Raw genomic sequence first — 14,575 nt, forward strand, 5'->3', positions numbered from 1 at the left:
CAATTTGTTATCCTATGCCCGGAATAGCAGCTGATTCAGGCTGCTTTTTGCGAATGCAACGCTTACTGGCTACTTTTCCCAAACACTCATTATACAACCTATGCGTCTACTGTTTACCCTGCTGTTCACGGTTGTGATCCAGCCGCTCGTTGCCCAGACCATTGCTACGTTTACCAACGGCATGGAGAAACATCCGGGCTTTATGACCTATTACTGGGATGCCAAGAAGGGTAAGATCTGGCTCGAAATCGACAAGTTTGGCCAGGAATTTCTCTACTACCCAACCCTTGCGCAGGGGGTTGGCTCCAACGACATTGGCCTCGACCGGGGGAAACTGGGCGGCGAACATGTAGTCCGGTTTGAACGGAGCGGCAACAAGGTGCTCTTAATTGAACCCAACTACGGCTACCGCGCCCTGAGTACCGACTCGCTGGAGCGCCGGGCCGTGGCTGAGTCATTCGCCCAATCGGTGCATGCCGGCTTTGAGGTAGTGGCCGAAGAGAGCGGGCAGGCTCTGGTCGACCTGACCCCTTTTCTGTTGCAGGATGCCGTAGGTGCTGTTCAGTCCATTTCTCAGACGCGGCAGGGCTCATTCCGGGTCGACGCCAGCCGGTGCGCCATGTACCTGCCCCGCACCAAGGCCTTTCCGAAGAACACCGAGTTTGAAGTGACCATCACCCTCACCGGCGACCAGCCCGGAGCGTACCTGCGGCAGGTGGTGCCAACCGCCACGGCCGTGTCTATGCGCCAGCACCATTCATTCGTTGAACTTCCCCCGCTCGACGGTTCGTACCAGCCCCGCCTCTTCGACCCGCGCTCGGGCATGAACAGCGTCGATTTTTACGATTACGCCTCACCCGTTAGCCAGCCCATCACGAAACGCTATATTGTGCGGCATCGACTGGCAAAGAAAGACCCAACCGCCGCCATCAGCGATCCGGTGAAGCCCATTGTGTATTACATGGACCCCGGTGCCCCCGAACCCATCCGTTCGGCCCTCATGGATGGTATCCGCTGGTGGAATCAGGCGTTTGAGGCGGCAGGCTACCGCGACGCGTTCCAGGTGAAGCTGCTCCCGGCCGACGCCGACCCGATGGACGTCCGCTACAATCTGGTGCAGTGGGTACACCGGTCGACCCGTGGCTGGAGCTACGGGGCCAGTATTGTTGACCCGCGCACGGGCGAAATTCTGAAAGGAAAAGTCACGCTGGGCTCGCTCCGGGTACGTCAGGATTACCTGATTGCGCAGGGGTTGACCGCGCGTTTTGAGAACAACCGGGCCGACACCGCCGCCCTGATGCCAATGGCCCTCTCGCGGCTTCGGCAACTGGCGGCCCACGAAGTAGGGCATACGCTGGGCCTCCCCCACAACTACATCGCCAGCACCGTCAACCGGTCGTCGGTGATGGATTACCCCCATCCGCAGGTCGATATCGTCGCCAATAACACCCTGAAACTCGACAGTGCCTATGCTGTAGGCATTGGTGAGTGGGATAAAGTGGCAATTGCGTATGGCTATCAGGATTTTCCGAAAGGCACCAACGAGAAGGAGGCCCTTAAAGCCATCATCGACAATTACCTGAAACGGGGTCTGAAGTTTTTGAGCGATCAGGACGCGCGCCCCGAAGGCAGTGCTCACCCGCAAACCCACCTCTGGGATGGTGCCAGCGACGCCACTACGGAGCTGCTGCGCACGATGGCCATTCGTAAAATAGCCCTCAGCCAGTTCAACGAAACCAAAATTCCGGTGGGCATGCCCATGGCAACGCTGGAAGAGGTACTGGTGCCGATGTACATGTTTCACCGTTACCAGGTCGAGGCCGCCAGCAAGGTCCTGGGGGGCGTTACCTACAGCTATGCCCTTCGCGGCGATGGGCAGGTGGTGACCCAGACGGTTGCTCCCGACCAGCAACGCCGGGCCATGACTGCCCTGCTGAGTACGCTCGATCCCGCGAACCTGGCAGTGCCAACGGCTATTCTGAGCCTGATTCCACCCCGTGCTTTTGGTATCGATGCCAATCCCCGCGAAGTATTCAAGCGGCATACTGGCCTTACCTTCGACCCGATGGGCCCGCCCGAGGCTGCCGCCAACCTGACGCTGCGCCTGCTACTAAACCCCGAACGCTGTGCCCGCCTGTTGAACCAGAAAGCGCTGAACCCTGCTATGCCCGGCTTCTCGGATTTGTTGACAGGGCTGATCAACACCACCTTTGCTCCCATGCGTGCTACCACTGGCGATGCGCCAACGTACCCAGACGCCATTCGGCAGCTAACGAGCCGTCGCCTGCTGGAAAGCCTGATTGATCTGGCTGCCAACCGCGATGCCGACAGCCGGGTACGTGCCACTGCCCACGACGCCATTCAACGCATTCGACAGCAGTACCTGACCACCAAACTAACCGGCAGCTCGCAACTGATCTGGCTTATTCAACAGTACGAAACCAACCCGCAGCAACCAGCAGCAAGCACTGTGCTCCCCGCCCCCGATGGCGCCCCTATCGACCCTGGCTACGACTGGCTGGATTGCGACCGGGACTAGGTCCGCAGGCCATTGCCTACCAGGACCGACATACACTTTATGTGAATAAGCCAGCCGCAATGCTGGCTTATTTTATGCCGTACATTTGGTTTATGATTAACCTACGCCCTGCCCAGGAGACCGACCTTTCCTTTGTGTACACCTGCCTGTGCGATCTGGAGGAAACGGTGCTAAACCAGCCCTCGTTTGCGCAGATCTTTCTTGCCAACATCGCTGCCCCGGCCGTCAGGTACGTGGTAGCCGAAGCAGATGGCGCACCGGTTGGCTTTCTGAACTGCCATGTGCAGCATCTGTTGCACCATGCCGGGCCGGTCGCTGAAATTCAGGAAATGTACGTCCTCCCCAACTGGCGCAGTCACGGCGTAGGCCAATTGCTGGTCGACCATATCGTCGCGGTGGCCCGTCAGGAAGGCTGGATCAATCTGGAAGTAACCTCGAACCGCCGTCGCCTGCGTACCCACCAGTTCTACGAACGCGTAGGATTTACCAACACCCACGTGAAGCTGGTGATGCCGCTATGAGCCGTCAGCAAGAGTCACCTAGAAATCACCCAGTTCCTGCATCCGAACGCGTAAAGCGGGGCGCTCACCGTCGGGCACAATGAAAATGAGGTCGCTGGTGACCGTTTCCCCGTTGCGTAGACTGTTACCGACACGTACCTGTACCGATGTGGTCAGTACTTTACCGTCGGGCCCTTTTGTGCTGGTGCTGTAGGGCACGAAAAACTCGCGGGCTTTCAGGGTGCCACTTTTTGAGGTTAGGCGCATACCCGTGGCGTTCACACAGTCAAATTCAGCCAGCAATTCCTGATACTGCAGCCCCGTGAAGGTTTGACGCGGCATCATGATCTTGCTACACCCGCTCCGATTGGTAACGTACAGCGTAACTTCATACCGGGCATAAGTTCCTTTACTGCCCACCTCCTTCTTACTCTCGTTGCGGATATTGTAGCCGTATTCAATACCATTCATCACCACCGGCTCGTTGGGTGGCACATCAGCTGACTGCTGGGCATGAGCGGTACGAAGTGAGGCCGTCAGGCAAAATAGTGTTAGGCAGGTAATGGTGTGTTTCATGCCAGCAAAACTAGAAAGCGCCCCAATGCACCTCAGCGGACGTTTATCAAGCGGTCGATCACTACCGGCCGACCATAAGTGGTGACGCCTTGAATACGCAATCGGATGGTTCGGGCCTGATCCGAGAGCGGAAAGGCTATTGTCGAAAAACCGGACAGGCTGGTGGCCAGCATTGGTTTCCAGTACAGCACATCGCGCCGATCCGGCTGGCTGGCGGTACTGTCAGCAGGAAGGGTATATCGGGGCGTATAAAACTGTCGATCGGTCTGAAGGCCATAGACCATCAGTTGGGGAGCCGCCTGCTCCGCCTCTTTCGACGTACCTGCCGGTCCTTTTTTAGAAAAGAAAGCAATGACGCCGGCCCCGCCTCGGGAACCGTAGATTGCCCCGCCCCCATTTTTAAGCACTTCGATTCGTTCTACCTCGGTTACGTTCACCATAAGCAGCGCGGTACCGTTATCGTTCTCTGTCAGGGGCATCCCATCAACCAGGTAAAGCGGAGCCGTGTTGGCGCCAAACGTACTGGGGCCACGCACCGTAACCGAATAACCGCCCTGGCCATCGCGTCTACTGGCAACCTGTACGCCGGGCACACGACCCCGCAACATCTCATAGGCATTGTTGAACGTTCGGGCGTTTTCATCGAAAATGACGGTGGCGTCGGGCGTGCCGTGCAGGCTCACTCGCCTTGCCTCCCGATCGTCGTCGAGCCGCCGGGTTTTCACCACTACTTCTTTTAGCTGCCGAACGTCCTGCATACGGTACCGGCTCAGATCGCTGGCCTGCCGTTGCTGTATAGCCGTAACAAAGGGCTGTAGAGGTGCCAGAGCCAACGTACCTACTGAATCGACGGACCCGAACTGATGGCCGGGTACGTCCAGCGTAACGCGGGTGTCGGCAATGGTTTTAAAATCAGCGGTCATGGCCCGTACCGCTACTGTTGCGGTGTCGGTCAGGAAGAGGTTATCGACCAGGAAGTGGCCCTGTTTGTCGGTACGTGCCGTTCGGGCAAACGCATTATCGGCATTCCCCGCAAACGTGAGCAGCAAATTGGCTTCGGGAAGCGGGCGGTTCTTCTTATTGAATACAGTTCCTTTCAACAACATGCCGGCCATGACTGGTGGCCGTTCGGTCGTTGGTTTATCCATAAGGTGCCAGCTTATTCGCCGCCAGCCCTGGGTCAGCAGCAGGTTATCCAACGCACGCCGTCTGGCTGGGTGAGCACTGATGAGGTACTCATTCGGATGCTCGACCCGACCGCGCAGTTCGCCGGTCAGCAACAGGTGCGTACGGATAGTGGCTTCCACGGAATCGGCTGGCACTTGTTGCGCATCCGTCACTACTGCCGAGCCAATCATGGCCACCTGATCGCCGAATCCATCGGCCACACGGAGCGACAGCGTAACCGACTCGCGGAGCGCATAGATTGGTTTATTGGTCGTTACATCGGCAACGAGTGGCAAAAAACGATCGGGGATAAATACCAGCCGCTCAGCCTGCGGATGGCCCTGCGCGTCGAAGAGCGTTACCTGAGCCACGCCAACGGGTAGTTTTACGGCCGGAATAGCCAGCCTGGCCTTACCCTGTTGAAGGGTAACCTTCAGTTGCTGAATTAGTTGCCCTCTGCTCTGAACCGTCAGGTATACCGGCTGAGTAGCCAGCGCTCCCGAGGCACGTACCTGAATGGCTAGTCTGGTGCTGTCGGTAACGATGTCGGTGGCGAGCGTCAGACCGGTTGGGTCAACGGCTGGCAACGGAACCAGGGCCGAGTCACCTGCCCAACGTACCTGAGCCAGGTACGTCTGGTTGGCTTGCGGCACCAGGTCAACCCGCCCCAGGCCAAGCGTGTTCGTCTGGAAACGACCCACCTCACCGCCTTCTGCCGACAGAATTTGTCCTGAAACGGCTATACCCCGCCCCCGCCGATCAACTGCCTTGATGCCCATCACTGTCGGCAAACCCGCCACCCACCGGCCACCTTCGGGCAGGAACTGCACATCGACCGGGCTAGTTGAACTACCCGGCCTGACGTCGGCACCCAGCGCCAGCCCATTGACGACAGTAATGGCACGCTCGAAGGCGGCCTGGACATTCTCCCGGTCGGCTTCGGTATAGGCCCGCAACGTATACTGCCCGGTGGCCAGCGAATCGGACAGGCGAATACTACCCGATGTACGGCCCGCGCTGACACGTACCCACTGATGCGCCACCAGCCGGCCGCCGGGTGCAATCAATTCAACATGTAGGGGTAATTCTGCAGCCGTTACCGCCTGGTCGGCGGGTAAGCTGGTGGCAGGGTCAAGGGAATAGCCACTGAACCAGAGCTGATCGCCGGTACCGTACAGGCCTTTGTCGGTGTGCAGAAACAGCGTTGGTGCCGTTCCTGTCTGGGCAGAACGCCAGTTGGCCGCCAGCGAATCGATGACCGCGTCGGGGGGCAGCACAACGCCCTGATCAGGCGTGGCCGTTGGCACGTTCTGTTTTTTAGCCGCAGGCTGCCAGTCGGCGGGTAGCAGCGTAGCCAGGCGGTCGGCGCTCAGGGCACCCCGCATCTCCATGCCGTTGGGGTGCACCACCCAGCCCTCGGTCGTTACGGTTGCGCCGCCTCGCGGCATGTACACCAGCGAATAGGCATACGGGAGGTCACGGTAAGGCGTAGCGGCGCGCTGCCGGGTGTAGAATACTTCCAGCGGCTTCTTGCTGTAAAAAATTCGTTCCGACGGCAGTTCAGCCGGGGTAAACAGGCTATCGGGTTGCGCCGCTTTGGTGGGTGGTTCCTTACCAAAGCGCGCAATCGGCACCGATATGTCGGCTGAAAGCACGTAGTTGGATTCAAACACCAGAAATCCTTCCTGCTCATACGTACCTGCCTGCAAACTTGCCAGCAGATGCCGCCCCGAGCCCAGATAGGCCCGTTGGCGGTTGCGTTCCCAGCGCTCGGTCTGCTCGGCGTTGGTTGCTTTCAGAGGCTCGAACCGGCTGACACCACCGTAATACGTAGCACCCCGAAAGCTGTCGAAATACAACAACTGGTAAACAAGCCGGTACCCTAACGCCGTGTTTTCAATCACCAGAGGCTCGGGGGACGTGGCCTGTAAGTGCCCTTCACTCATCGACAGCGACACGACGCCTTCGTTAATAATTTGGCATTTTTCGGCCGTAGCGTTATCGCCGAGTAGTTCGCGCTTAAATTGTTTCAGCATCCGGTTGTAGGCCGCCGAACGCTTGGCGGTTACCGTCACGGCCTTGAGCCCGATAGCGTCCGGCTTGAGCAGGAAGTTAATCCGGCGATTTTTTACGTCACCGATCTTCAGCAGTTGCCGCACGGTTTCGTACCCCACCGCCGACGCCACCAGCTCTACCGTTCCCGAGGGCACGCCCGGCAATTGGTACTTCCCGTCGGCGTCGGCGGTTGTGCCCCGCGTCGATGCGTTTACGTACACGCTCGCAAACGGCACCGGCTGGTTGGTTTCTCCGTCGAACACGCGCCCTGTAACAGGCTGCGGCCCCTGCGCCCACGACAGCCCTACCAGCACAAACTGACTGATAAAAAGTAAGGCGAGTCGGCTGTGCATGGCAGGCTGAAGATGGATTGACAGTATGACAAATGGACGTGATACGTACCTAGGTGCTCAACCGGATTACACCACCGTCGAGGGCATAATCATTGCCGGTAATGAACCCTGCCTCGTCAGAACAGAGGTACAAGGCCAGCGCGGCCACTTCGGCTGGTGTGCCCATCCGGCCAATTGGCTGCGAGGCCGACAGGTTGGCAAACATCTCTTCTTCCCGACCGGGGTAGTTTTTCGCCAGAAACCCGTCGACAAACGGAGTATGCACCCGGGCTGGCGAAATACAGTTGCAGCGAATCTGATGGGCCAGGTAATCTTTCGCCACCGAGAGCGTCATGCTCAGCACGGCCCCTTTGCTCATGGAATACGCAAACCGGTCAGAGAGGCCAAGGGTAGCCGCGATCGACGACATATTCAGCACGACGCCTCCGCCATTCGCCTTCATATGAGGCAGTACTATATGCAGACAGTTATAAACGCCTTTCACGTTAACCGAAAAAATACGGTCGAAATCAGCTTCAGTTGTGCTTTCGGCGCTGCCAATATGCGCAATACCCGCATTGTTTACGAGGATATGAATAGGCCCTTCGGCCACCAGCCGATCAACAACGGCCTGCACGTCAGCCTGCGACGACACATCGACCTGATGCGCCTTTGCCTGCCCGCCAGCCACCCGAATTGAAGCAGCCGCCGTTTCAGCCGCCGCCAGATTCAACTCCAGCAGGTGCACGCTGGCACCCGCCTGCGCAAATGTTTCTGCAATGGCCAGCCCAATACCACTGGCCCCGCCCGTTATCAGAGCTGTTTTATTCGTCAATGAGAACATAGATGGAGTTTGGTGTTTGTGGTTTGACGTTGCCGGTACAGTTGGATGGCGTGTTAGCAACGCAACGTCAAACCACAAACATCAAACTAGTTTTAGAGTGATACGCCCCGTTTCCAGGGAATGAAATCGTCTTGTCCGAGTTGTTCGGCTTTGGTCAGGTACGTGCCTGAAGCCAGTTCAACCAGCCAGTCGAGCAGGGCAGCGCCGTTTTGTTCAATCGTTTGCTGCCCATCAATGACCGGACCGCTGTCGAAGTCGATCACGTCGGGCATCCGGTTTTTCAGAATGGTATTGGTCGAAATCTTCACGACGGGGCAAATCGGGTTTCCCGTAGGTGTGCCCAGTCCAGTGGTGAACAGGATCAGGTTGGCACCCGACCCAGCCATGCCTGTCGTAGCCTCCACATCATTACCAGGCGTACACAGCAGGTTAAGCCCCGGCGCCGTGATGGGTTCAGTATAATCGAGCACATCCGATACAAACGCCAGTCCCCCTTTACGTGCCGCCCCGGCCGACTTAATGGCATCGGTGATGAGGCCGTCTTTGATGTTTCCCGGCGACGGGTTCATGTCGAAGCCCGACCCGGCGGCTTCCGCCTGCGCGGCGTAGGTCTCCATCAGGTTCATGAATTTCTCGGCCCGCCGATCGTCCGGCATCCGGTCGATCAGGTTTTGCTCGGCCCCGCACAGTTCCGGAAATTCGGCCAGCACCGTGCGGCCACCCAACGTACCCAGCAGGTCGGACAGGTAGCCGATAGCCGGGTTGGCCGAGATGCCTGAAAATCCATCAGAGCCGCCGCATTTAAGACCAACACACAGTTGGCTCAGGGGCGCGGGCTGACGGTCTATCTTGTTGATCTCAATCAGGTGCAGAAACGTGTCTTTGATCGCCTGCGACATCAGTGCGTACTCGGTACCGGCTTGCTGTTCGTACATCAGCAGGGGCTTTTTCCCCTGTGGGTTCTGCCGACGTACCTCGTTGGCAAGCATATCGGTTTGCAGGTGCTGGCAGCCCAGGCTCAGTACCGTAGCGCCCGCCACGTTTGGGTTATTGATATACCCGGCCAGCAATGAACACAGCGCCGCCGAGTCTTGCCGGGTACCGCCGCATCCCATTTCGTGGGTCAGGAACTTGATTCCATCCACGTTGGCAAATGGACGACCAACCGACGCGTGGTGCAGGGTTTTATTCTGCTCGGGCGACACAAACGGCTCCATTTTTTTTATCACGTCCATCTGCCCGTGCTGATAGAGATGCAGCAGTTCACGTACCTGATCGCGGTATACGTCCGACTGGGCGTAGCCAAGTTCACGCTCGAATGCGTCTTTCAGGATCAGTACATTCCGGTTTTCGCAGAACACCAACGGAATGACCAGCCAGTAATTGCGCGTACCCACACGCCCGTCGGCGCGGTGATAGCCCATAAACGTGCGGTTAGCGAAGGCCGCCGCATCAGGTGCCTGGTAAGTATATGGCCGACGCTGGGCTAGTCCGTATGGATCGGCCTCGTGGCGCAGATTGAAGGTCGTAATGACCTCGCCCTGCTGAATTGGCTGTGTGGCGCGGCCTACCGTAACCCCGTACATGTAAACTGGTTCACCGGGCTGGCGCGCCTCAGTTACGAACTTATGTTTGGCCGAAACGCCATGGGGTACTGTATAGGTATGCCCTTCATAGGTGACCTCGGCTCCCGCCGGTATGTTGGTCAGGGCCACTATGACGTTGTCGTCAGGGTGAATTTTAAGCAATGAGTCTGACATGTATTGTTAGCTACTCGAACAATTAGTGAGTAAAAAAGTAGCCCCGCGAAGCTATATACCCGTACCAGCATAAGCTAAAACTTTCTGGTTCTCTTTGTGATTCTTCGCTCCTTTTGCCAACATTTGATAATCCACAAGCTTTGCACTTTATCCGCGTTGCCGAATACCCTATGCTGACCGCCAACATTCTAAACCTGTTCGATAAGTCGATTTATTACGGCACCATTCACCTCGATCGCGGCCGTGTGGCACAAATCGATCGGCTTGGTCCCGAACGCGTTGGCGAACCCTATGTGCTTCCCGGCTTTGTGGATGCCCACGTCCATGTGGAGAGTTCGCTGCTGACCCCTACGCAGTTTGCCCGCCTGGCCGTTGTACACGGTACCGTTTCGACCGTATCAGACCCTCACGAGATTGGCAACGTGCTGGGTGTTGCCGGGGTAGAGTATATGCTTGATGATGCTGAACGTACCCCGTTCAAATTTTGCTTTGGTGCGCCCTCCTGCGTGCCAGCCACGCCCTTTGAAACGGCCGGGGCTACCATCAACGTAACCGATGTAAAAAACCTGCTCGGTCGGAAAGATATTGGCTACCTGGCCGAGATGATGAGTTTCCCCGGCGTGCTCAATGAAGACCCAGACGTAATGATGAAGATCGCCTACGCCAAGGCCTTCAGCAAACCCATTGACGGCCACGCCCCCGGTCTGCGGGGCAACGACGCCCAACGCTACATCGACGCCGGTATTGAAACCGACCACGAATGCACCACCTACGATGAAGGACTCGACAAGGCACGGCGCGGCATGAACATTCTGATTCGCGAAGGCAGCGCGGCCCGCAACTTCGACGCCCTGATTCCCCTCGTCGACGAGTTTCCACAGCTTGTCATGTTTTGTTCCGACGATAAGCACCCCGATACCCTGGCCGAGGGGCACATCAATCAACTGGTTGTCCGGGCTATTCGGGCGGGGTATAACCAATGGAATGTATTGCGGGCTGCCTGTATCAACCCCGTATTGCACTATCGATTACCCGTAGGCCTGCTGCGCGAGGGGGACCCCGCCGATTATATCGTGGTCAGCGACCTCACCAACTTTGAGGTGCTCGACACCTTTATCAATGGCGAACTAGTGGCCAAAGACGGTAAGTCACTCCTGCCCGACCTGCGAAGTGAGCATGTCAACCAATTTAACTGTTCAAGTAAAGAACCCGCCGATTTCTGGTTGCAGGCCCACCGGCCTTACGGCCAGCTTCGGGTGATCGAAGCCATCGACGGGCAACTAATCACCAATGAGCTGCATCTGGAAGGACGGGTTGAAAAAGGTGCGTGGGTAGCCGACCCCAGCCGCGATCTGCTCAAGATTGTGGTCGTAAACCGCTATGCCGATGTGCCCATAGCCATTGGCTTTATCAAGAATTTTGGGCTGAAACAGGGTGCCATCGCGTCGTCTGTGGGGCATGATTCGCACAACATTACTGCCGTGGGCTGCGACGATGAGAGTCTAAGCCAGGCGGTCAATGCCGTTATTCGGGCGCGGGGTGGCTTGTCGGCCGTAGGCGTCATAGACCAGGAGGCCAGGCCACTTTACATTCGTAAGCTGCTGCCCCTGCCGGTGGCTGGCCTGATGACTGATGTAGATGGGTACGTAGTAGCCGGGCAGTATGCCGAACTGGATCAATTCGTAAAGAGCGATCTTGGTAGCACCCTTGCAGCTCCCTTTATGACCCTCAGTTTTATGGCATTACTGGTCATTCCCGCGCTTAAGCTCAGCGATAAAGGACTCTTCGACGGAAGCACTTTTCGATTCACCGGCTTGGAAGTTATTAAATGATGATTTGTTGATTAGTTCACAAGTTACCAGGAGTAACAAAGGCTGTATTATTTTACCCAACATTAATACTTTTCTTACAGTTGCGCCATTTTGTTGGATTATGCCTATAATTATTAGGGAAAGATTAATAAGTTTACGGTAGTCCTCCTAACTAATCTACTAACCATATGGCTCGGCAGCGCACGTCTCCCAAAATTGATGAAGTTAAGTTGTGGGACGAATTCCGGTCTGGCAACCAACCGGCTTTCGCAACACTGTATCAGGAGTACGTCAATGTTCTGTTTCATTACTGCAGCCACTTTTCGCAAGATCGTGCGCTGATTAAGGACTGCATCCATGATTTGTTTGTGGAGCTATGGCGGCACCGGCAGAATATCGGACCAACTACTTCGGTTCGGTTTTACCTGATGGCGTCGATTAAACGTAAATTGGTGCGGCACATCACTGCCGAGCAGAAGTTCTGTAACCCCGACGATCTTCGTCCGGGTGAAGGATTTACCGATAGTGACCGTTCGTATGAAATGGCCCTGATTCAAAACGAGGAGGATACTCACCTAAACAGTTGCCTTGCCCGTGCCCTCGACCGCTTACCCCGTCGGCAACGTGAGGCCGTTTACCTGAAGTTCTACCAGAACATGGGCAATGAAGAAATATCGAAGCTGATGGATATTAATATTCAATCAGTATACAACCTGATTTTTGGCGCACTGGGTAACCTTAAAAAACACGTATCCATCGAGCGTTTCGCGATGTGATTAAGTAACTTTCCAGACTATTCCTACCTCCTCCTTTTCGCATTCGGCGGCTTCTGTTCACAGCAGAGACCGCCGTTTTTTTATGCGCGCTCAACGAACCCTGTGCAGGCGGATGACCGGAATCGTTTAGCGACGACATCATATCCTCAGAAATAGGGCCATATTCTAGTTATTAGGCCCGGATAAAAGCTAAATGAGTATCAAATCTCGTTGCTCATGTATACCATATAGAGCAACCTTAACCACGCTCCGATCCGTTGACCACCCCATTTAATACCCATGCCCACGCGCCATCTGCTTGCCGTTGACAATCGTTACTGGCATTACCACCAACAAGGCGACAGTTCGGCCGAAACTGCCATTATTCTCCTTCATACGGCGCCTCGTAGCTCAACAATGTTTACCACTCTTTTTGCGGAGCTAGGTAGTCTAAGACCCAAAATGCGCATCATTGCGCCCGATATGCCTGGCTACGGCGGTACTGATCCGTTGCCTAATCCACCAGGCTCACTACAGGCATACGTCCCTCACTTTCGGGCCTTTTTCCGGGAGATGGGCTTGCGACAGGTGCTTATTTATGGTATCGGCACCGGCGCTCAACTAGCGATTGCCTACGCCAATGCTTATCCCGACAAAGTGACTACGGTGCTCCTCGACAATGCATTTCAGGCCAGCGAAGCCGAACGGCACGCTATCTTGACCAATGCTTTCCCCGACTTAGCGCCGCGCCCTGATGGTAGCCATCTGGCGGCAGCCTGGAAAATGGCCAACGGCTTTATGCAGTATTTTCCCTGGTTTATGGCAGACGAAGCGCACCAGATTGGCCCGCCACCAACCCCCGAACAGGCACAGCAAACCGCACTGGAATTTCTGAATGCCGGTTTGGGCTACGCGCAGGGCTATCAGGCGGCTTTTGATCATGAGCGTGCCGATACCTTACAACGACTAACTGTACCCGCTACGCTATTCCGCTGGGAGGGTAGTGCCTTTTTGCCCCAACTAGATGCGCTTATCGAAGGGGGGCTTCCTGGCAACGTCCAGGTTGTTGATACCCCAGCCGCCCCCGCCGACCACTATAAGGTCGTTGCCGAACGGATGGTCAAGGGCGTAAAAAATTAGGAGTAAGGTAGTAAAGAAAAACGTGTGGCTCTGCTAGTGCACCAGATCATTCACCAGCAGAGCCACACGTTTTTCTTTACTACCTTACCCTCCGATCGTAGACATCGATTCGGTGACAGGTTGGCGAAGTTTTTCAGCTTCGAAGCCGTTGAGAGGGCGATGCGCAAACGCTTTCAGGAAAGCAGCCATCAGGTCGGTGTCAGTCGCACCACCGCGCATCAGGGCGCGGATATCCAGCACACCATCGTCGTAAAGACAGGTTTTCAGCATTCCCTGCGCCGTCATTCTGATTCTGTTGCAGCTTCCGCAGAATGTGCGGGTATAGGCAGCAATAATACCCAGCGTGCCCACATAGCCTGGTACCTGCCAGGTAGCCGCGGTGGCATGCGGGGCAGCGGGGCGTTGCTCAAGCGTTGGGTAAAACGAACGCAGTTCCTGCAAAATCCGCTGGTGCGTCCAGGTCAGAACCGGGTAGTGATTGCCTTCGCCATTAAAGGGCATTTCTTCGATAAACCGCACGTCGATTGGCTGGGTACGTGCCAGTTCGGCCAGTGGGTACAGGTCTTCGATGTTCTGCCCGTCCATGACCACAGCATTGATTTTTACGCGAATGTTATGGGCCAGCAATTCATCCAACGTACCAAGCACGGCAGGCAGCTCGTCGCGGCGCGTGATCTGGTGAAAGCGGGCACGGTCCAGACTATCCAGGCTAAGGTTAACTGATTTCACCCCGAGGCGTGCCATCTCAGCTACGTGCGGTGCCGTGAGTACACCGTTGGTAGTCATGTGCAGTTCTGACAGACCGGGAATCTCGGAAAGCCGCTCCATAAACGGCATCAGTCCGGCCCGCACGAATGGTTCACCACCCGTTAGCCGGAGCTTCGACACGCCCATTCGGGCCAGTACGGCCACCACCCGTTCCATTTCTTCATAGGTCAGTAACTGATGCTTCGGCAGGTATTTAATGCCACTTTCGGGCATGCAGTAAAAACACCGAAGGTTGCACCGATCAGTAACGGCCAGCCGCAGGTACGTTATAGGGCGATTGTGATTATCGAACAGCATAGTCTAGCAAGATACACAGTGATAACGAGCC

10 protein-coding genes are annotated in these 14,575 nt (G+C 56.3%); 5 read left to right on the forward strand and 5 right to left on the reverse strand.

From position 1 onward, the window contains the following. Nucleotides 1-100 precede the first annotated feature (100 nt). Nucleotides 101-2,539 (forward strand): zinc-dependent metalloprotease, encoded by a 2,439-nt coding sequence (locus tag F7231_RS21375; protein ID WP_166693461.1) that lies wholly within the window; start codon nucleotides 101-103, stop codon nucleotides 2,537-2,539. 92 nt (nucleotides 2,540-2,631) lie between these two features. Continuing rightward, nucleotides 2,632-3,060 (forward strand): GNAT family N-acetyltransferase, encoded by a 429-nt coding sequence (locus tag F7231_RS21380; RefSeq protein ID WP_166693462.1) that lies wholly within the window; start codon nucleotides 2,632-2,634, stop codon nucleotides 3,058-3,060. A gap of 18 nt (nucleotides 3,061-3,078) precedes the next feature. Here F7231_RS21380 and F7231_RS21385 read toward each other — a convergent pair whose 3' ends face one another. The 4 genes from F7231_RS21385 to F7231_RS21400 form a co-directional block, all read right to left on the reverse strand. Further along, the gene (locus F7231_RS21385) at nucleotides 3,079-3,615 is read right to left on the reverse strand and encodes an ABC transporter permease (protein ID WP_229370191.1); all 537 of its coding nucleotides are present in this window, start codon (nucleotides 3,613-3,615) and stop codon (nucleotides 3,079-3,081) included. A gap of 32 nt (nucleotides 3,616-3,647) precedes the next feature. Continuing rightward, nucleotides 3,648-7,190 carry a carboxypeptidase-like regulatory domain-containing protein gene (locus F7231_RS21390; RefSeq protein WP_166693463.1) on the reverse strand — a complete coding sequence of 1,181 codons (3,543 nt, stop codon included), beginning with the start codon at nucleotides 7,188-7,190 and terminating at the stop codon, nucleotides 3,648-3,650. Nucleotides 7,191-7,239: 49 nt separating this feature from the next. Continuing rightward, complete coding sequence (locus F7231_RS21395) at nucleotides 7,240-8,013, reverse strand: SDR family NAD(P)-dependent oxidoreductase (RefSeq protein ID WP_166693464.1); 774 nt, start codon at nucleotides 8,011-8,013, stop codon at nucleotides 7,240-7,242. 92 nt (nucleotides 8,014-8,105) lie between these two features. Next, on the reverse strand, nucleotides 8,106-9,773 hold the full coding sequence (locus F7231_RS21400) for a UxaA family hydrolase (protein WP_085412782.1): 1,668 nt from the start codon (nucleotides 9,771-9,773) through the stop codon (nucleotides 8,106-8,108). Nucleotides 9,774-9,943: 170 nt separating this feature from the next. Between F7231_RS21400 and ade the strand changes: the two genes are divergently transcribed. The 3 genes from ade (at nucleotide 9,944) to F7231_RS21415 (ending at nucleotide 13,479) form a co-directional block, all read left to right on the forward strand. Next, on the forward strand, nucleotides 9,944-11,605 hold the full coding sequence (ade, locus tag F7231_RS21405) for an adenine deaminase (RefSeq protein WP_166693520.1): 1,662 nt from the start codon (nucleotides 9,944-9,946) through the stop codon (nucleotides 11,603-11,605). A 167-nt stretch (nucleotides 11,606-11,772) separates the two neighbouring features. Continuing rightward, a complete protein-coding gene (locus F7231_RS21410) occupies nucleotides 11,773-12,360 on the forward strand; it encodes an RNA polymerase sigma factor (RefSeq protein WP_085412780.1) in 588 nt (195 codons plus the stop codon). 279 nt (nucleotides 12,361-12,639) lie between these two features. Further along, entirely contained in the window at nucleotides 12,640-13,479 is an 840-nt protein-coding gene (locus F7231_RS21415) for an alpha/beta fold hydrolase (RefSeq protein WP_085412779.1), read from the forward strand. Between the two features lie 84 nt (nucleotides 13,480-13,563). Here the strand turns inward: F7231_RS21415 and moaA are convergent, their stop codons facing one another. Then, nucleotides 13,564-14,544, reverse strand: a complete 981-nt coding sequence (gene moaA, locus F7231_RS21420; RefSeq protein ID WP_166693465.1) for a GTP 3',8-cyclase MoaA — start codon at nucleotides 14,542-14,544, stop codon at nucleotides 13,564-13,566. Nucleotides 14,545-14,575 lie beyond the last annotated feature (31 nt).

Origin of the sequence: Fibrivirga algicola (assembly GCF_011742925.1) — a bacterium.
GTDB lineage: Bacteria > Bacteroidota > Bacteroidia > Cytophagales > Spirosomataceae > Fibrella > Fibrella algicola.

Bases quoted from the DNA above. Each gene is read 5' to 3' on its own strand.
- F7231_RS21390 (WP_166693463.1), bottom strand. From the start codon at position 7,190: ATGCACAGCCGACTCGCCTTACTTTTTATCAGTCAGTTTGTGCTGGTA.
- ade (WP_166693520.1), top strand. From the start codon at position 9,944: ATGCTGACCGCCAACATTCTAAACCTGTTCGATAAGTCGATTTATTAC.
- F7231_RS21415 (WP_085412779.1), top strand. From the start codon at position 12,640: ATGCCCACGCGCCATCTGCTTGCCGTTGACAATCGTTACTGGCATTAC.
- F7231_RS21400 (WP_085412782.1), bottom strand. From the start codon at position 9,773: ATGTCAGACTCATTGCTTAAAATTCACCCTGACGACAACGTCATAGTG.
- F7231_RS21375 (WP_166693461.1), top strand. From the start codon at position 101: ATGCGTCTACTGTTTACCCTGCTGTTCACGGTTGTGATCCAGCCGCTC.
- F7231_RS21410 (WP_085412780.1), top strand. From the start codon at position 11,773: ATGGCTCGGCAGCGCACGTCTCCCAAAATTGATGAAGTTAAGTTGTGG.
- F7231_RS21395 (WP_166693464.1), bottom strand. From the start codon at position 8,013: ATGTTCTCATTGACGAATAAAACAGCTCTGATAACGGGCGGGGCCAGT.
- F7231_RS21385 (WP_229370191.1), bottom strand. From the start codon at position 3,615: ATGAAACACACCATTACCTGCCTAACACTATTTTGCCTGACGGCCTCA.
- moaA (WP_166693465.1), bottom strand. From the start codon at position 14,544: ATGCTGTTCGATAATCACAATCGCCCTATAACGTACCTGCGGCTGGCC.
- F7231_RS21380 (WP_166693462.1), top strand. From the start codon at position 2,632: ATGATTAACCTACGCCCTGCCCAGGAGACCGACCTTTCCTTTGTGTAC.